Annotated in this window: 15 protein-coding genes; 6 read left to right on the plus strand and 9 right to left on the minus strand. The window is 67.7% G+C overall.

What is annotated here, in order from left to right; translation table 11 throughout:
- The first annotated feature begins 91 nt into the window (after nt 1-91).
- From QNM97_RS24255 to QNM97_RS24275, 5 genes are read left to right on the plus strand one after another with little or no spacing between them, the layout of a single operon-like run.
- Entirely contained in the window at nt 92-1468 is a 1377-nt protein-coding gene (locus tag QNM97_RS24255; RefSeq protein ID WP_283820677.1) for a 4-hydroxyphenylacetate 3-hydroxylase N-terminal domain-containing protein, read from the plus strand.
- Nucleotides 1465-2682, plus strand: a complete 1218-nt coding sequence (locus QNM97_RS24260; protein WP_283820678.1) for an acyl-CoA dehydrogenase family protein — start codon at nt 1465-1467, stop codon at nt 2680-2682. The genes QNM97_RS24255 and QNM97_RS24260 overlap by 4 nt, the downstream gene beginning before the upstream one ends.
- Nucleotides 2683-2726: 44 nt before the next feature.
- Nucleotides 2727-3836, plus strand: coding sequence for a homogentisate 1,2-dioxygenase (locus QNM97_RS24265; RefSeq protein ID WP_283820679.1), 1110 nt, complete (start codon nt 2727-2729; stop codon nt 3834-3836).
- Nucleotides 3833-5026: an alpha/beta hydrolase family protein gene (locus QNM97_RS24270; protein WP_283820680.1), complete on the plus strand. Its 1194-nt coding sequence runs from the start codon at nt 3833-3835 to the stop codon at nt 5024-5026. Before QNM97_RS24265 ends, QNM97_RS24270 begins: the two co-directional genes overlap by 4 nt.
- Nucleotides 5011-6237, plus strand: a complete 1227-nt coding sequence (locus QNM97_RS24275; protein ID WP_283820681.1) for an acyl-CoA dehydrogenase family protein — start codon at nt 5011-5013, stop codon at nt 6235-6237. Before QNM97_RS24270 ends, QNM97_RS24275 begins: the two co-directional genes overlap by 16 nt.
- On the opposite strand, the gene QNM97_RS24280 is transcribed toward QNM97_RS24275, so the two are convergent.
- The 3 genes from QNM97_RS24280 to QNM97_RS24290 all read right to left on the minus strand — a co-directional run bounded on the left by QNM97_RS24280 (nt 6184) and on the right by QNM97_RS24290 (nt 9821).
- Nucleotides 6184-7359: an FAD-dependent monooxygenase gene (locus QNM97_RS24280; protein ID WP_283820682.1), complete on the minus strand. Its 1176-nt coding sequence runs from the start codon at nt 7357-7359 to the stop codon at nt 6184-6186. The genes QNM97_RS24275 and QNM97_RS24280 overlap by 54 nt on opposite strands.
- 20 nt (nt 7360-7379) lie before the next feature.
- On the minus strand, nt 7380-8141 hold the full coding sequence (locus tag QNM97_RS24285) for an alpha/beta fold hydrolase (RefSeq protein ID WP_283820683.1): 762 nt from the start codon (nt 8139-8141) through the stop codon (nt 7380-7382).
- Between the two features lie 171 nt (nt 8142-8312).
- The gene (locus tag QNM97_RS24290) at nt 8313-9821 is read right to left on the minus strand and encodes a class I adenylate-forming enzyme family protein (RefSeq protein WP_283820684.1); all 1509 of its coding nucleotides are present in this window, start codon (nt 9819-9821) and stop codon (nt 8313-8315) included.
- A 154-nt stretch (nt 9822-9975) separates the two neighbouring features.
- On the opposite strand from QNM97_RS24290, the gene QNM97_RS24295 reads away from it, so the two are divergent.
- Nucleotides 9976-10578: a TetR/AcrR family transcriptional regulator gene (locus QNM97_RS24295; protein ID WP_208793347.1), complete on the plus strand. Its 603-nt coding sequence runs from the start codon at nt 9976-9978 to the stop codon at nt 10576-10578.
- Between the two features lie 21 nt (nt 10579-10599).
- On the opposite strand, the gene QNM97_RS24300 is transcribed toward QNM97_RS24295, so the two are convergent.
- Genes QNM97_RS24300 through QNM97_RS24325 form a run of 6 tightly spaced genes read right to left on the minus strand, consistent with a single transcriptional unit; the run spans nt 10600 to nt 17461 of the window.
- Entirely contained in the window at nt 10600-11898 is a 1299-nt protein-coding gene (locus QNM97_RS24300) for a TerD family protein (protein WP_283820685.1), read from the minus strand.
- Nucleotides 11895-12764: an HAD family hydrolase gene (locus QNM97_RS24305; protein WP_502874960.1), complete on the minus strand. Its 870-nt coding sequence runs from the start codon at nt 12762-12764 to the stop codon at nt 11895-11897. The genes QNM97_RS24300 and QNM97_RS24305 overlap by 4 nt, the downstream gene beginning before the upstream one ends.
- Nucleotides 12761-13882 carry a cysteine protease StiP family protein gene (locus QNM97_RS24310; RefSeq protein WP_283820686.1) on the minus strand — a complete coding sequence of 374 codons (1122 nt, stop codon included), beginning with the start codon at nt 13880-13882 and terminating at the stop codon, nt 12761-12763. The genes QNM97_RS24305 and QNM97_RS24310 overlap by 4 nt, the downstream gene beginning before the upstream one ends.
- Nucleotides 13879-15123, minus strand: a complete 1245-nt coding sequence (locus QNM97_RS24315; protein ID WP_283820687.1) for a phosphoribosyltransferase family protein — start codon at nt 15121-15123, stop codon at nt 13879-13881. The genes QNM97_RS24310 and QNM97_RS24315 overlap by 4 nt, the downstream gene beginning before the upstream one ends.
- Nucleotides 15120-16343 (minus strand): HpcH/HpaI aldolase/citrate lyase family protein, encoded by a 1224-nt coding sequence (locus QNM97_RS24320; protein ID WP_123927130.1) that lies wholly within the window; start codon nt 16341-16343, stop codon nt 15120-15122. Before QNM97_RS24320 ends, QNM97_RS24315 begins: the two co-directional genes overlap by 4 nt.
- Entirely contained in the window at nt 16340-17461 is a 1122-nt protein-coding gene (locus QNM97_RS24325; RefSeq protein ID WP_283823312.1) for a hypothetical protein, read from the minus strand. The genes QNM97_RS24320 and QNM97_RS24325 overlap by 4 nt, the downstream gene beginning before the upstream one ends.
- Nucleotides 17462-17521 lie beyond the last annotated feature (60 nt).

Genomic DNA, 17521 nt, shown 5'->3' on the forward strand with positions numbered 1-17521 from the left:
ATCGCTTGTATATTTCTGAATCTGAATCTAGCATCAGAAAAGTCGAGCCGAACTCGCGCGCCCGATCCCCTCACCCCGAAAGAGGCCTCACATGGCGATGATGACCAGGGGCTCCTATGTCGCGTCCCTCGACGACGGTCGCCGGATCTTCGCGGAGGGAGAGCAGGTCAAGGACCTCTCCCGGCACCCGCAATTCGCCACCGCCATCGAACTCGTGGGCCAGGGTTACGCCGACCACTACCGGCCGGGCGATGATGCGAGCGGTCCGTACTTCGACATCCCGCGCAGCCCTGCCCAACTCAAGGAATTGCTGTCGGACCTGCTGCACTGGGACATGGTCACCGTCACCACCAGCCAGGGCCTGCTCGCGCTGCTGACCGCGGCCGCCCGCATGCGCGCCGATCACCCCGAGGCGTCCGCACGCATCGAGGACTACTTCGACTACTGCCGGCGCAACGACCTGCGCTGCGTGCAGGCCATCACCGACGCCAAGGGCGACCGTCGGCTGCCGCCGGGGGCGCAGGACGATCCCGACGTCTACACGCGGATCGTCGAGCGCCGCCCCGACGGCGTCGTCATCCGTGGCGCCAAACTGCACATCTCGTCGGCGGCGGTCTGTCACGAACTCGTCGTCATGCCGACCAAGAACATGAAACCGGGCGAGGAGGATTACGCGATCGCGTGCGCGGTGCCGGTCAACGCGCCGGGCGTGCGCATCGTGAACACCAGCTACGCGCCCCGTGAGCGCGAGGGCGACTTCCCGGTCAGCGCGAAACACAATATGCCCGAGGGCTTCATCATCTTCGACGATGTCTTCGTCCCCGCCGAGCGGGTCTTTCTCGACGGTCAGGTCGGCCATTCGGCGACCTTCGCCCACGCGCTCGGACTGTGGGAGCGTCTCGGCGGAACCGCCCACATGTCGGAGTTCGCCGATCAACTCGTCGGGCTGGCGCAGCTGATCGCCGAGGCCAACGGCACCGAACGCATCAACCACATTCGCGAGAAGATCGCCGAAATGGTCATCTACGCCACCATGGTCCGGTCCGGCCTCGAGGCGGCGATCGCCAACGCCGAGGAGAGCCCGGAGGGCTGGTACTTCCCGAGCGAGCTCTACACCAATGCCGCGAAGCATTACGCCGCAGCCGATTACAGCCTGATGGTCCGACATCTCCATGACATCGGCGGCGGCTCGATTCTCACCGCACCGTCGACCGCCGACCTCGACAACGACGAGGTGGGCCCGCTGATCAAGAAGTACATGCGCACCAAGGCTGGCATCGACGGCGATTACCGCACCAGACTGTTCCACGCCATCCGCGACTTCACCGCCGACGCCTACGGTGGCTGGCAGCTGGTGACGATGCTGCAGTCCGGCGGCGGGCTGTACGCGCAACGTCTGGTGGCGCGCAAACACTACAACATGGACAAGGCCAAGCGCGCGGCTCTGGAGCTCGCGGGATTGGCATGACGCTCAACGGGATTCCCACGGGGCTCGACGCCTTCGCCCGATATCTGCGGCGTCGTCTCGCAGACATGACCGGTGAGTTCTGTTCTGCGGTCGAAGACCCCGACGCCGGTGAATCCGGAGGAGATCGGATCGCGGCGGTAGAAGAGCTTCGCGCGGGTCACGAGGAGGTGGTCGCGCGGATGCGCCGACTGCAGGGCGCGCTGTTCGACGCGGGTGTCGCGTGGCCCGGCGGTCCGGTCGAACTCGGCGGCCTCGGGCTGTCCGCGGCACACGACGAGATCTTGGAGAACGTCCTCGACGAGCTCGGATTCCCGTCCCGCGAAGCACTTTTCGTCGGATTGAACATCGTCGCTCCGGCCCTGCTCCGACACGCGCCCGCGCACTGGCGCGACTCCGTGCTGCCCGCGCTGTTCCGGGGCGATCTGATCGGCTGCCAGCTGTTCAGCGAGCCCGGCGCCGGATCGGACCTCGCGTCGGTGACCACCCGTGGGGTGCGTGACGGTGACGACTGGGTGATCACCGGTCAGAAGGTGTGGACCTCGATGGGCCATCTCGCCGACGTCGGCGAGGCCCTGGTGCGCACCGATCCCGAGGCGCCCAAACATGCCGGCCTCACCATGTTCCTGCTCGACATGCATGCGCCCGGCATCACGGTGCGTCCGATCCGGCAGATGACCGGTGGTGCGGCGTTCAACGAGGTCTTTCTCGACGGCGTCCGGGTCTCCGACAGCCGCCGGATCGGCGGGATCGGTGAGGGCTGGGCGGTGGCGTCGACGAGCCTGGGTAGCGAGCGGTCGACGATGAGCGGACCCGGTGGCCCGCTGACGCCGGTCGTGATGGCGCGGCTCGTCGAGTTGGTGCGCCGCCTCGACGCCGAGTCGGATCCGGTCCATCGGCCGCAGATCGCGCGTACCGTAACCGCAGTGACCGCCATGCGTGCCGCGGCCGGGCTCAGCCCCGGATCGTGGAGCCACCGGATGGCGCCGGTCAGCGGATCGGTGCTCAAGTTGCTGATGGTCCGCGCCGCCGATGAGATCGCCCGTCTGGCAACCGAAGTGCTCGGGGAACGGGCATTCGTCGACAACGGTGACCCCGACACCTTCGCGTGGTCGGAATTCATCCTCGGCGTCCCCGCCCTGCACCTGGCCGGCGGCACCGACGAGATCCAGCTCTCTGTGATCGCCCAACGCGGACTCGGGTTGCCCCGCCGATAATTTCCGGCACGACCGTGCCGCACCACCCACGAAGGAGTGTCGAGATGGAGTCGTTCATCACCCACCGTAAGGGCCGGACGCCTCGTCAGGTTCACCGCGATGTCGAGGACCTCAAGGACGACGAGCTCGGCCGCTACGGGTTCACCGGGCGAACCGCACACCTGTACCGCCGCAACGACCCGACGCAGTACCGTGCCGTCGGCGATCTCGCCGGGGTGGACCGCGCGACAACGGATCTGACGCCGACCGATCAGATCGATCCGGCTGGTGAGCCGCTGCTCATGTTCCACAACGCCGATTGTCGGATCTCGTTGTCGCGTCGAGACACCGTGGCGCCCTTCTACACACGCAACGTCGACGGCGACGAGTTGATCTTCGTCCACGACGGCACCGGTCATTTCGAGACCGAGTTCGGCCGACTGGCCTACCGCCCGGGCGACTGGGTCTACCTCCCGAAGGGCACCACCTTCCGGCAGATCCCCGACGATCGCTGCCACTTCCTGATCATCGAGGCCACCGAGGAGTACCGGGTCCCCGACGCCGGCGTGCTGGGACGTTTCTTCCCGTTCGACCCGTCGTTGGTGGTCGTGCCCGAGGCGGAGGTGTTCCCCGACGACGGGCGCGAGGAGTACGAGGTGCGCTTCCGGCAGCGCGAGGGCGCCACGTCGCTCTTCTACCCGTTCAACCCGCTCGACGTCGAAGGCTGGCGCGGAGACAACTTCGCATTCACCTTCAACATCGAGGACTACGACGTCATCACCTCCGAGACAGTGCATCTGCCACCGACGGTGCATCTGTTCATGCAGGCCACCGGCGTGTACGTGATGAACTTCCTACCCCGGCCCGTCGAAGGCCGCCCGGGCACCGAACGGTTGCCCTGGTATCACCGCAACACCGACTTCGACGAGATCGCCTTCTACCACGGCGGCAGCGTCTTCGGCATCGACATGCCGCCCGGGCTGATTTCGCATGCGCCACAAGGAATCCACCACGGCATTCCCGAGCGTGCACGCGAACGCGCCCGGCGCCGATTCGAGGTCGACCAGCGTGTCGAATGGCAGGTCATCGCCATCGACACCCGTCTTCGACTCACCGCCACCCCGGTGATGACGGCCGCCGCAGCCACCGAGGTCGCCGCGGAGGCACAGGTATGAGCCCCACGGATTCGACGGCGCGCAAATTCGACTACGACCGCATCCCCTATCTCGTCGTCTTCGACGACACCTCGGCCTACCGGGACACCTACGGCGGTGTCACCGAGAGCGTGGTGCTCGAGAGTTATCTGTTGCAGCCCAAGGGAATCAGCTCGGACACCGTCATCGTGTTCATGCACCCCATCGGCGGTGGAGCCTACCTACCGATGACCAATGCACTGGCCCGCGCCGGCCACCACGTCATCTACTGCAACAGCCGCTACCGAGGTGTCGACAGCGCGTTGATCATGGAGAAGGTCGTCCAGGATCTCGGCGCATGCGTGAAGGACGCGCGCGATCGGCTCGGGTACCGCAATGTCGTTCTCGCCGGATGGAGTGGCGGCGGAGCGTTGTCGCTGTACTACCAGCAGCAGGCGCAACATGCGACGGTCACCGCGACCCCCGCCGGCGAGCCGCCCGATCTGACGCAGCTCGATCTGCCTGCGGCGGACGGGATGATGTTGCTCGCCGCGCACGTCAGCAGACACGGCACGCTCACCGAATGGATGGACCCGTCGGTCCTCGACGAGACCGATCCCGACAAGCGTGATCCCGAACTCGATCTCTACAACCCGAACAACCCGAATCAGCCGCCGTACACCGACGAGTTCCTCACCCGATACCGTGCGGCCCAGATCGCCCGGAACCGGCGCATCACGGCGTGGGTGCGTGAGCAGCTCGAGGATCTGCGGGCCAAGGGAGAACCGTTGATGGAGCGGGGATTCGTCGTGCACGGCACGATGGCAGACCCGCGGTGGCTCGACCTCACCCAGGACCCCAACGATCGTGAACCGGGTTGCTACCTCGGCGACCCGCGAATCGTCAACATGGGACCGGTGGGCCTGGCACGTTTCACCACACTGCGGAGTTGGTTGTCGCAGTGGAGCTTCGACGACGCCAACGGCGATGGTCCGCGGTGTGCCGCCGATCTGGCCGTGCCGACGCTGGTGCTCGGTAACAGTGCCGACAATGCGTGCACGCCGAGCCACACCCAACGTCTCTACGACGCCGTCGGCCACCCGGACAAGCAGATGCACACGATAGTCGGTGCCACCCACTACTATTCGGGTCGTGCTCAGCTGCCGTACCTGAAGAAGGCGGTCGACAGCATCACCGAGTGGCTGGGCGAGCGGTCATGGACGAGTCTCTGAGCAGCACCCGTCCGACCGGCACCACACCCGACATCTCGCCGGACGAGGTGCGTGCCGCCCTGCGCGATTACTTCGCGACCCGACCTGGTCTCGACGAGGTACGCCGCACCAGGGATGGCCGGCAGCCGAGTGGATTCGACGAGAGCAGCTGGCGGACGCTCGCCACGGACGTCGGGCTGTGCAGCTTGGGAATGCCGCCGCGGTGGGGTGGTCTGGGGTTGGGTCTGGATTGTTTGGTGGCCGCCGTCGAGGAGTGTGGAGCCGCCCTGTATCCCGGACCGGTGCGGGCCGCAATCCTTGCGGCGTGGGCGCTCGGTGAGGGGGCTCTGGGGGAGGGGGCGCTGGGTGGCCTCAATGATGCTGTCGACCTCACCGGAACCATCGACGGTCTGCTCGCTGGTATGGTCGTCGCCGGGTCGACACTCGACACGGAAATCACAGAGCCGCGATCTCTTCCGCTCTGGCGTGCCGGCGCGGCGACCGGTGTGCTCGTGGCTCTGTCGCACGGTGTTGTTGCCGGGCTCGCCGTCACCGAGGTGCGCACCGACGACGGCGTTGCCGCCGCGCTGGTGGTACTCGACGACTCCGCCGACCGGAGATCCCGAACCACCGTCGACTTCGCACTGCCGCGCGCCGATGTGACCGTCACCGATGCGCCGGCCCTGCTCGTCACCGAGCCGGGCGATCATACTGCGCTGCAACGATTCCGCGATGCGTCGACGCTCCTGCGGGCCGCTGAGCAGGTCGGCGGCGCTCAAGGATGTGTGTCGTTGATGGTCGAATACGCCGGAGTCCGAGAGCAATTCGGTCACCCGATCGGCAGCTATCAGGCCATTGCGCACCGGTGCGCGCAGACCGCGGTCGACGTGGCCGGTGCCCGCGGACTGGTGACCGCGGGCGCCGCGGCGCTGGATCGCACGACGTTTACTGACCCCGATACCGCGGTGCACCTCGCATCACTGGCCCATGCCGCGGCCGGCGAGACCTATTTGGCGGCGTCGAGCTCACTCATCCAGGTCAGCGGTGGCATCGGATTCACCTGGGAACACGACGCGCACCTCCACTTTCGGCACGCTCGAACTCTCGCGGTGGCGGGCGGAACCCCGGCGGAGTACTACGATCGCGCGGTGTTGGACGGGTGCCTGGACCTCGTGATCTCAGGAGTGGGAGGCAACGAAGCCGTGAATCCAGTCGAGATGGCGAGCGGGTAAGCCGGGTGCTCCCAGACGGGCGTTGCGCCCGTAAAGAAGTGGCGAGTCATTCGGGAGGTGGAGCACGTCGGCGGTGGTGATCGAGGCGTACTGCACCCGCCGGGTGCGGTCTCGACGGAGGTCCTCGTAGCCGGCGCGCGCGGCGTCGAGATCGGTGCCCGCGGCGAGTTGGTCGGCGAGGACGATGGCGTCCTCGATGGACTGGTTGGCGCCCTGACCGTGGTGCGGGACGAGGGCGTGCGCGGCGTCGCCGAGCAGCGTGACGCGGCCATGGTTCCATCGCGCGAGCGGCGGGCGGTGGAACAACGCCCAGCGATCCCCGACGGGGGCCGCCTCCACCATCTCCGTCACCGCCGGATGCCAGCCCGAGAAGTGCTTCATCCGTTCATGATCAGTGGCCGGCGCAGTCCAGGCAGGGTAGGGCCACGGTGCCGGGCCCCGTTCGACGAGTAAGAAGTTATGTGCGCCGGACCCGATCGGGTAGTGCAGCAGGTGACCACCCGGCCCCATCCAGAACTGAATGGCCTCCGGGTCGGGTAGTGACCGTAGGTGAGACGGGTCGACGATGCCGCGAAAGCCGGAGCAGCCCGAGTAGAGGGCGTCGTCGTAGCCGAGCACGAGTCGTCGCACGGTGGAGCGGGCGCCGTCGGCACCGATGACGAGATCGGCTGCGGCGGTGGAGCCGTCGTGGAAGGTCAGAATCGCCTCGGTGCCGCTGTCGTCGATGCCGGTGAGCGTGCGGCCCAGATGCAGGGTGTCGGGACCCACTGCCTCCGACAGGATGGCCTGCAGATCGGCCCGGTGCACGCCGGCGTAGGGCGCGCCGTAACGGCGGCGGTACTCCTCGCCGCCGTAGTGCCGGCCGATGACCTCGCCGGAGCGGCCGTCGCGGAATATCAGTTCGGGTATCTCGGCCCACACCTTCGCGAATCGGTCACCGAGTTCGAGCCGACCCTCATAGAAGCGCGTCGCGTTCGCCGACAGCGCGACGGCTGCACCGACCTCCCGTAATTCCTCGGTGCGTTCGTAGATCTCACTGGCGATGCCATGGCGACGAAGCGCGAGTGACAGCGTCAGGCCGCCGATTCCTGCGCCGATGATCGCGATGCGTGGGCTGTGCACGTCTCACTCCTCCGCCTCGGCTACTGCCGAGCAGAGGACACCTTCGGTTGCAGTGGCACCGTCGCCGCCTCGACAAAGCTCGAAGCGAGTGTGGCGGGCGACGACAGTTGTGCTTCGTGGCTACCGGGGGTCCGCAGCATCGGCGAGCCTGCGGGGAGGCGCTCGGCGAAGCGTTCCCAGCCGTATTCGCCTGGCGGCAGCGCCAAGTCGTCGTCGGCGAGCAGATACACCGCGGGAAGTGCGAGCCGCGCCCAGTCGTCGAGGTCGAGCGAGTCGTTCATGGTGTGGAAGGGCTGGCGTTCGAGGAGCGGGTGGATCACCCGCTGGACCTCGGCTCCGACGTCCTGCATGAACGCTGCTGCGAAGACCTCGAAGGGAAACATCACCGAGTTGTCCCGCGACGACTGGGCCGAGGCCCGGAACATGTCGCCGTAGGCGGGCGGGCACAGATCGATGAGCGATTCGCCCGTCAGCGGAACGAACGCGCTCCAGTAGATGAGGCGCTCGATCCGATCGGCGATGGCCGCGGCGGCGCCGGACACGGGGAACCCGCCCCAGCTGTGTCCCACGAGAACGATATCGTGCAAGTCCCGAGCCTCGACGTAATCAACTAGTGCTGCAACGGAGTCCGACAATCGGACCTCGGCGCGCGCGTCTTCGGCGCCGAGCCCCGGCAGAGTCGGCGTGTAGACGGTGTGACCCTGTTCGCGCAGGATCTCGGCGACCGGTCGCCATGACCATCCGCCATGGCAAGCACCGTGGACGAGAACGAATGTGGACATGTGCGACCTCTCAGCTGTGATCCACCCCATACCTCTGCCACGCTAGGTTTGCCATCCATGTAAGACAAGTACGGAATATCGGCGTATTCATAAGATCGGGCGATCAATGACGAAATGGTCGCGGTGACAACCGATGTGGTGTGACACTCGGTCGATCCCACACGCGGTCGATCACACACTCAACGCCGACCTCTTGACCTTCCCGGTCGCCGTGCGCGGCAGTCCGTCGAGGAACACCACCGACTTGGGTACCTGAAAACGTCCGAGACGCTCAGTGCACCAGGCGATCACGTCGGCATCGCGGATCGGTTCCGTGGCGACCACCGCCGCGCACACCCGTTGGCCCCAATGCGGGTCGGGTGCGCCGAACACCGCGCATTCCTCGACACCGGGCATCGCAGCGAGGACCTCCTCGACGACCTGCGGATGGACGTTTTCCCCACCGGTGCAGATCATGTCGTCCGAACGGCCCTGCACGTACAGGTAGCCGTCGTCGTCGAGAAAGCCGATGTCACGGGTGTTGAACCAGCCGTCGACGAGCACCCGCGCGGTCGCATCGGGATTGTCGAGATAGCCACGTGTCACACAGGGCGAGCGAAACCACAGTTCGCCGGACTCGCCGGCCCCGAGTACCGACCCGTCCGGAGCGCGGACCTCGACATCGATACCGGCACCCGGCTTTCCGGCGGACGACAGTCGCTCGGGGTGATCGCCCAGGTGATCCTCGACCTTCAGAAAGGCCACGCCGCCACCGGTTTCGGAGAGGCCGTAGACCTGTGCGAACTCGCAGCCGAGGAGTCCGATGGCCTCACCGAGCAGTTGCTGGGTGATCGACGAGGCGCCGTAGCCGACGTGTTGCAGCGACGGAAGCGCACGGGGGTGCTCGCGGAGTTCGCCGAGAAGCGAGTGGATCAGGGTGGGCACCATCAGCGTGTGCGTGATGCCGTGCTCCACGATGGCATCGGCGATACCGGCCGGAGAGGTGTCGGCGATGTAGACCAGCCGCATCCCGATGAACATGCCGTAGTTGGCCCAGGTTGCCCCGGCGGCATGGAAGTTCGGTGGGATCACCAGCGCTCGGGAGTTCTCGTCGAAGCGGTGGACGGCCGCATAGGGCAGCGTCGCCTCGATCGCGTCGCGGGTCAACGGCACCGCCTTCGGATGTCCGGTCGATCCCGAGGTGAAGTAGATCAGCGCCTCGTCGTCGGCGTCGGTATCGATCGCCGCACGATCGACGCCGGCATCACCCGCCGACACAATGGTCGGCCATACCTCGTCGTCGGGAGCCGCCACGGTTCGGCTCGGAACATCCAGGGCGGCAGCAAGTTCCGAATAGTGCGCGTCGTGGACCAGATGGGTGGGACGCACCGCCTGCGTCATCGCGTCGAGATCCGTCGCAGGCAGACGGAGATTGAGCCCGACGATGGACGCGCCTTGACGCCACGCGGCCAGCACGGTGATCGGATACGCGGCGACATTCGGGCCCAACCACGCCACCCGATCACCGCGCCCGACGCCCTGTGTCGACAGCGACGCGGCCAGCCGGTCGGCGGCCGCATCGAGATCGCTCCACGTGAGGTGGCGATACGGGTCGACGACGGCGATGTCGTCGGCGTGCTCGCGGGCGCGCCGACGGACCGCGGCATCGATGCTGTCGTGGATGATGGCCTGTGCGGTCATGGCGGAACCTCCGAACATGCTGATTCTAAAACTGAGTCTAGATTTAGAAACAGTTCCGCGTTCGGTTACGGTCAGATCGGCCGGTCCCGTAATCTCCAATCCGGACTCACGCGCGGCGTGACCACCGGCATGAACGGACACGGAGAGAGCGGCGATGGCGACCAAGCGCAAGGGTGAGCGCACCGAGGGGGCGCTGCTCGACGCCGCCCGCGAGGTGTTTGCCGAGCAGGGCTATTTCAACGCCAAGATCGCCGACATCACGCGCGCTGCGGGCCGTTCGCCGGGATCGTTCTACAACTATTACGAGAACAAGGCGCAGCTACTCGACGCCCTCCTCGACCAGTTCACCGGTGAGGTGATGGAGCAGTCGATGGCCGCGATGTCCGACGACCCGTACCAGAGTGTGCGCGGTGCGGTCACCGCCTACTGGACGACGTCGCGCCAGCATCTGCCGGAGATGATCGGGCTGACGCAGATGGCGATGACCGACGAGAGGTACGCGCAACGTGCGCGCGAGATGCGCGCGGTCGGGATGCGCGGGGTCATGACGCATCTCAAGCGTGCTCGCAAGGCCGGCCACCTGGCCGGCGTCGACCTGCCGACGATGGCGTCGGCGATCATCTCGATGCTCGAATCCTTTTGCTGGACATGGCTGGCGGGCAAGGGCGATATCGGTGTCGAGGCACCCGACGACGAGACGGCGATCGCCACCATGACCGCGCTGTGGTACGGCGCGATGTACGGCCCGACGGACTGACGTCAGGCCGGATCGCGTGCGTCAGGCCAGATGGCGTGCCGCATGCGGCACCGCATCGCGCGGGGTCTTGCCCTGGAATCCGTCACCGATCGCGCGCAGCTTCCACTCCCCGTTCTCACGGGAGATAACCGCCATCGTCACCCCGGTGAACGCCATCCCGCCGGCAAGTGTGAACCGGGCCAGCTCGGCGCCCGTGGTCTCGTCGACGAGGCGGCAGTAGGCGTTGTCGACCTCCTGGAAGGTCTGCCCCTGATATGAGGTGACGGTGAAGACGAGATTGTCGATGGCCGGGTGAATCGCGGTCAGATCGACGTTGATGACCTCGTCGTCGCCCTCGCCCTGACCGGTCAGATTGTCGCCGGAGTGCACGATCGAGTTGTCGTCGCTGCGCAGGCTGCCGTAGTAGACGACGTCGGCGACCTGCCCGCGGCTGAACATGAGCACCGAGGCGTCGAGGTCGATGTCGCGTTGACGTCCGCCGAAGAACCCACCGCGCTTGATCGGGTCCCATCCGAGGCCCATCCGGATGCGGGTGAGCGCGACGCCACCGTCCTTGCGCAGCGACACCTTCTGTCCCTTGGACAGATCCACGCGCCGATTCTTGGTCAGGCTGACCTCGCCGGGCACGCTGGGTGGTGCCGGTGCCGGTGCCGGGGGTGCCGGAGGTGGCGGGGTGAATCCCTGCGGCGCGTGAGCCTGCGGAGTGAATCCCGGTGGTGGCGGGGCATATCCGGATGTCGGCGCGGGTGGCGGTGGCGGGGGTGGGGTCACCGGGACGGTCGGCGTCGGGGCCGCCGGTGTCGGGGTCACAGTGGCGGCCGGTGCATCGTCGACCGAGACGCCGTGATCACGCACGAGGTCGGCGAATCCGCCCGCGTAACCCTGACCGACCGCGCGGACCTTCCAGCCGCCGCCGCGCCGGTACAGCTCGAGCGCCACGACCACCGACTCGGAGGAGAGCCCGTCGATCGTGTACGTGAACAGCTCGATGCCGCGGGCGTCGGTCACGTGGGCGACCGGAGCCCCGAGTCGGCCGAAGCTCGACGACGCGTCGTCGAGGGTGATCACCGCGCGTACGGCGTGGATGTCGGTGGGCACCGCGTCGGTCCGGACCCGCAGCACGGGTCGGTTCGTCGGATTCTGCAGGTCCACGCCCGGTCCGGTGGGCTGGTTGTAGAACACGAAGTCGGCGTCGGTGCGAACCGTCATCGCGTCGGTCACCAGCAGCGCCGACAGATCGGCGGGAGCTCCCACATCGACGGAGACGAGGACATCGCTTCCCGGCAGTGGTGCGTTCTGGCCCTTGGTCAGTACGGTCATGTCCCCATCCTGGCATCCGCGCCGACACGGGCGAGGAACCATTCGACGATCTGCTCCCCGCCCAGCGCCCCGGGATCGGCGGTGATGGTCAGATCGGGGCGCGTCCAACCGATCTGGTCGAGTTCGCCGTGGCACGGTCGGACGGCCGCGTCGGCGTAGGTGAGCAGGTCGATGTCGAGCCGACCGTCGCCGGCGGCGTAGACCTCGTTCGCGGTGGCCAGCGTGCCGTCGTCGACGAGCCGCTCGCGGACGTGGGCCAGGGCCGCAGACTTGGTGACCTCTCGCGGCAGCGCATAGATCTTGCGGCCCTGCTGCGAGACCGTCCACCCTCGGGTCGCGCACCACGCGCGCCAGTCGTCGAGGAAACCCGCGGGCTGGGCGTCGAGGTCGACGACGATGTAGCAGAACAAATCGTCGGCGGTGCGCAGCGAGCGCACCCAGCCGTCGTCGATGCGGGCCGCCAGCTCGGCCGTCACCTCGGCCAGCGGTGCCGACGTGGCGGCAACACGTCGCTCGATCCGGGCCCGCCACGCCGCGTCGTCGGCGCCATCGCACAGCACACGACCACCGCTGGAGACGACCGCATGGCGAAACGGACTGCCGGGCAATGTGATCCGCCCGAACTGCGCCGGGGTTCGGGTCGTCACCGGTACCACGGGCACCAGCTCGGTGAGCCGCGACAGCAGGCCGTGCGCCCGGCGGGTCATGTAGGAGAGCGGCGCGTCCTGATAGATCTCCACGCACACCGGATCGACGTCGGCAAACTGGCTCTCGCCCATCGCCGTTCGGGAGTAGATCAGGGTGCGATCCAGGTCGGTGGCGACCAGACCGGTGGCGAACTGTCCCGGGGTGGCAGGGTCGCTCACGCATCCTCCTTGACGAGCCCGACGCAGGAGTAGGCCAGATCGGAGCGCACCTCGACGGGAACCCCGCGTTCGGCGGCGAGCATCCGAATGTGGTGGTGTTCGGGCAGATCCGGCTCGCGGACGAGAACCATCCACGGCACGCGCCGCAGGAGCACGCGGGTGGTCTCGCCGACACCGGGTTTGACGAAGTTCACCGACGACACCCCGTACTCGTCGCGTAGGCGCTCCATCGACGCCCAACCGGACCACCGCGGCTCTCGATCACTGTCGAGGATGCGCTCGATACTTCTCCGGACGTCGGGCTGCACCTCGGCGAAACGCTCGGACACGGTGTCCAGGAACAGGTTCGACACGTCGAACTCCCGGAGGTGTTCGTAGAACTTGGCGCCGTGGAACTCCCCGGGGCCGATGTGGTCGGCGTTGAGCACCGTGCGCGACACCAATCCCGACACCGTCGAGTTCAGGCACGCCGAGGCGATGAGGAAATCGTCGCGGGTGCCGTAGGTGCGGGTACACGACCCGGGATCGGCGAGGACGGCGAGCTCGTCGGCCAGCCGCGCGCCGCCGGCACGGGCGTAGGCGTTGAGGGCGTCGGTGAGTTCGCGTTGGATTGCGCCCTTGCCGGTCCACCCGTCGACGAAGACCACCGACTCGGGTCGGTGCCGTGCGGTGATGTGGTCGAGGGCGACGGTGTCGATGCCGCGGTCCCGCACGATGGACATCGTGTAGTGCGGTGCGTCGACGCCGTGTGCGAAACGTATCCACCGCCGCATCAGGATGCCGACGGGCGTGCCGGCGCGCGCCAGTGACACCAGCGTGGGCTGCCGGTCACGTTCGGCGACAACGAGTTCGCTGACCACTGCGGTGGCGTGTGCGAGTCGGGCAGCGGAATCCCGCAGAGCCGTATGGAACAGCTCCTGGTACTGCGCGCCCGGCTGGTACTCGATCGGCAGGGACTCGGCGTAGTGTGCGGCACCGGACTGGATGCGACGCTCACGCTCGGCCAGCTCTCCTTCGAGCGCCACGTGTGAGAGGTCCTTCAGCAGCCAGGTGACCTCGTCGGGGCCGTATGACCCGAATGCCGGTCCGCGTAACGGCGGTGGTGCCGGTGTGGTCATCGGGGCCCCTTGCCGGTCGGGAGGATCGCCAGGCACACGTCGTGGCCCGCGGCGGTCACCACGTCGAGAAGCCCGCCCGGCGCGCGCAGCAGGTCGGTGTCGGCGGGGGTGTCGATGACCATCACCACTGATGCACCCGGCACCAGGTTGTAGACGAAACGGGGTGTCCCGGGGTCGGATTCGGGCGCGGTGAAGGTGAATCCGCGGCGCAACGGATAACCGTCGATGTCGCGGACGTGCGCCGGCGAGCGGGTGGTCGTCTGATATCGCGTCGGGATGCCACGCCGGTCGAGGTCCTCGGCCAGACACAGTGGCAGGTACATGAGCTCCTCGTGACCGACGACCACCACCTCGAGCGCCGGGTCGAGGTGGTCGGCTACTGCCGCGGCGGCGTCGGCGACCGCATGAGCGAAAGCCTCGGAATCGCTGTGCGCAAACCCATGTCGGCCACCGTCGGGTACGCCCGACGGCCACCGCAGAGCGATCTCGGTGACGCGGCCGCGTCGGTCATCGACCGGGTTGAGCGGGTCGGCGACGCTGTCCCACACGGCGTCGACGAGCCCCTCGGGCAGCTCGATGCTGCCGTCGGCGAGTGCGACGTGATCGATCCGGACACCGAGTTCGGCTGCGACACGCGCAGATTCGGTGCGATGGGCATCGGTGCGCATGTCCACCAGGGAGGCCACCACATACCGGTCGCGCGGCGTGATCCGCTGTAGCGCGGTGATCGCGCGCAAGGCGGTCGAGCCGGTGGAGATCTCGTCGTCGACGAGTACCACCGGTGCCGCCGGGTCGAGCGCCAACAACTCGGGTGAATGTGGTTGCAGGAGATGGGTGGTGGCGTGCGAGTGGCCCTCCTCGAAGGTCCCCGACACCCGAACACCGGCGATGTGGCGCCGCGTGGAGTGCAGATACAGCCGCGCCGAACACCGGTGAGCCACACAATGACCGAGGCCGGTCGCGGTCTCGGCGAACCCGAGTACCGTGGCACGCGCCGCGAGGTCGGCACCGAGCAGGTCGATCACGGCGTCGCCGAGGGCGTCGGCGGCACCACGCACCCGGGCGGGCGGGGTGGGGATGTGCTTGCCCAGCACCGTCGACACCAACAGGTGCGCCCGACGGCGGTTGCGCCGCAGCCCGAGGATCACCAGATCGTCGGTGCCGGTCATCGACACCCCGAACTGCTCGGTCACCCAGTCCGCGGGCCGCTCGGCGGTGCTGACGTGGCTCGATGAACTCACGCGGCGTCCATCGCGGTGAGCAGGTCGACGAAGTTGATGCCGGGGGCGGTGACGCCGAATGCGGCGGCCCGGTCCATCACCCGCTCGGCCCACTTGCGGTGCGGTTTCATCTCATTCATCTTGTTGCGGTACGCCGATGCGGCCACCCCGCCGGTCGTGCCGGCCAGGATGTCGACGGCGTCGTGGTACTCCTCGTGGGTGACCACGCTCAACGCGTGCACCGGTGCGACGTGTGCGGGGTGGATGACGGTCTTGCCGTGCATGCCGTTGGCGCGGTCGAGAGCGATCTCGCGGAGGAGACCGTCGATGTCGCGGCTGACGAGCTGCTGGCGGAACCACACCGCGTCGTGATCGCGGAACGGGGTGGTGCGCAGTTGCGGGGCGAAAAGTCGCTCGTGATCGGCGAAGTATTCCCACACCGGCCCGGTGATGACGTGACCGGTCCCGTCCGCGCGGCCGAGGATGTTGACCACGCAGGCGATCGCGTCGGCGGCCACCCGTACGTCGTAGATCGTCAGGTCCCGGTCGCGGCGGATGCCGAACAACCCGCACATGTCGGTGGCGCCGATCCGCACCGCCAGCACCTGATCGCGGTGATCATCGAGAGCTGTTGCGATGGTGGCCAATTCGTCATCACGCGACTCGCGGTGCACCAGTGCCGCCGATTCGAGCACCGGCATCGCCCACAGGTGACCGCCGAGGCGTCGCGCGGACCGATTGATCTCCTGCAACGCCGTATCCGCTTCGCCGGCACTGAATTTCGGGATGACGAACCCGGAGAGCGCCCCGGCGGAGTCGAGCTTGGAGGTGATGGAGGAGATCTGGGAGACCTCGCGGACCCGCACGAACAACAACATCTGCCCGGCCGCGGACCCGTCGAGTTGGTGCAGGGCGGCGACGGTCGCGTCGATCGCCTCGTCGGAATGCTCGTCGGCGACGGCGTCCTCGAGGTCGATGACCATGGAGATGACGCCCTCACGATGACGTCGTGCGATGACCTCGGCCAGATCGGGGCGGGTGGCCGGAACGTAGAGCGTCGCGCCCAGGGCGACGGCGGTGCGGTGCGTCGACCACTGGGCCGTGATCGGCTCGGGCCGACGCAGGAACAGCCGGTCGAGGACGTCGGGAGCGAGCTGGTGAAAGTGCCTCGGTCCGGTGAATTCGGTCGAGTCGGCGACTTCATGCGTCGAGTCGACACCCCGCGGCGCGGTCGTGGTCATCGTGCGGCCACCTGTCCTCTCATGCGGTCGACGATCTCGACGATGCGCTGGTCCACGGCACGCAGCTGTGTCAGATACGACCAGTAATCGGGGTGAACTCGGTCGAGCACCCCCCGCGCCCTCGAGATCCGGTCGGCCTGAGCATCGAGCACCGAGCCCCATTCGTCAACCAGAGCGTTGTTGACGGCGAAGTGTTGTGCGTCTCGTAACCGGAACCGCACCCGCGCCTCGGTGGCCGCCGGATCGGCGCGCACCTCACGCAGCAGTCGCAGCCGGTCACCGACGGCGTCGACGGCCTGCTCTGCGGCGTCGAGATCGTCTCGGGCGGCCTCCGCATCGTCAATGGCCTGGTCGGGCATAGTGCGCAAAGCGGTCCGCGCCGCGTCGAGGTGGGCGTCGGCGGCCCGCAGGTGCTCGCGGATGACGGCGTCGGAGTTCTGCAGATCCTGCGAGCAGTCCCCACTGAACTCGCGTCGCAGGGCCGAGAGTTGGTCGGGGATCTGAGCCTGACGGGTCTCGATCGCACTGCGTCGGGTGTCGACCGACCGGATGACGCGCAGGGCGCGGTCGGCGAAGCCGGGAGCGTCCGACAACGCCGACCCGACGCGTTCGGCGGCGGCGAGCACCGCCGTCGCCGCCGACTTCCGGGAGCGGATGCCGTCGGCGCTGCCGAACGAGATCGTCGCGTCGCGCAACGCGTCGGCGGCGCGGGAGACGGTGCGCAGTCCGAGGAGCTCGGGTGGGGCCTGATCGAGTGCCGTCGCCGACGTGGTCGCCGCGACCCGTGCGCGTTGTTCGAGCACCCCGAGTTCGGTGATCGAATGCCGGGCGCGATCGAGTTCGGCGGCGTGGGTCTGCCCGAAGCGGGTCATCTCCCCGGTCATCGCCTCCAGGGCGTCGGTGCAGCGTGCGAGCTCCTCGACGCCCGGGCGCGGTCCTTCCGGCGCGCCCGCGGCGGCCGAGAGACGGAGGTACTCGGCGGTCACCTCGGCGTAGCGTTCGCGGACCGAGATCCACTGATCCCGGACGCGGGATCGGGAGTCGAGATCGTGTGCGGTCTGCACCGCGGAGTCGATGTCGGAGAGTGCGGACTCGGAGGCGAGGAACGCCGACGTCATTCGAGTCGTGTACTCGCCGAGATCGGCTCGCGCACGTGAGCTGGCCCCGAACCATCTCCT

Origin of the sequence: Gordonia sp. L191, assembly GCF_030077625.1 — a bacterium.
Lineage (GTDB): Bacteria > Actinomycetota > Actinomycetes > Mycobacteriales > Mycobacteriaceae > Gordonia > Gordonia polyisoprenivorans_A.

What these genes read in the sequence shown, in the direction of transcription:
- QNM97_RS24255 (WP_283820677.1), top strand. Translation starts at nt 92, where the DNA reads ATGGCGATGATGACCAGGGGCTCCTATGTCGCGTCCCTCGACGACGGT.
- QNM97_RS24260 (WP_283820678.1), top strand. Translation starts at nt 1,465, where the DNA reads ATGACGCTCAACGGGATTCCCACGGGGCTCGACGCCTTCGCCCGATAT.
- QNM97_RS24265 (WP_283820679.1), top strand. Translation starts at nt 2,727, where the DNA reads ATGGAGTCGTTCATCACCCACCGTAAGGGCCGGACGCCTCGTCAGGTT.
- QNM97_RS24270 (WP_283820680.1), top strand. Translation starts at nt 3,833, where the DNA reads ATGAGCCCCACGGATTCGACGGCGCGCAAATTCGACTACGACCGCATC.
- QNM97_RS24275 (WP_283820681.1), top strand. Translation starts at nt 5,011, where the DNA reads ATGGACGAGTCTCTGAGCAGCACCCGTCCGACCGGCACCACACCCGAC.
- QNM97_RS24285 (WP_283820683.1), bottom strand. Translation starts at nt 8,141, where the DNA reads ATGTCCACATTCGTTCTCGTCCACGGTGCTTGCCATGGCGGATGGTCA.
- QNM97_RS24290 (WP_283820684.1), bottom strand. Translation starts at nt 9,821, where the DNA reads ATGACCGCACAGGCCATCATCCACGACAGCATCGATGCCGCGGTCCGT.
- QNM97_RS24295 (WP_208793347.1), top strand. Translation starts at nt 9,976, where the DNA reads ATGGCGACCAAGCGCAAGGGTGAGCGCACCGAGGGGGCGCTGCTCGAC.
- QNM97_RS24300 (WP_283820685.1), bottom strand. Translation starts at nt 11,898, where the DNA reads ATGACCGTACTGACCAAGGGCCAGAACGCACCACTGCCGGGAAGCGAT.
- QNM97_RS24310 (WP_283820686.1), bottom strand. Translation starts at nt 13,882, where the DNA reads ATGACCACACCGGCACCACCGCCGTTACGCGGACCGGCATTCGGGTCA.
- QNM97_RS24320 (WP_123927130.1), bottom strand. Translation starts at nt 16,343, where the DNA reads ATGACCACGACCGCGCCGCGGGGTGTCGACTCGACGCATGAAGTCGCC.
- QNM97_RS24325 (WP_283823312.1), bottom strand. Translation starts at nt 17,461, where the DNA reads ATGACGTCGGCGTTCCTCGCCTCCGAGTCCGCACTCTCCGACATCGAC.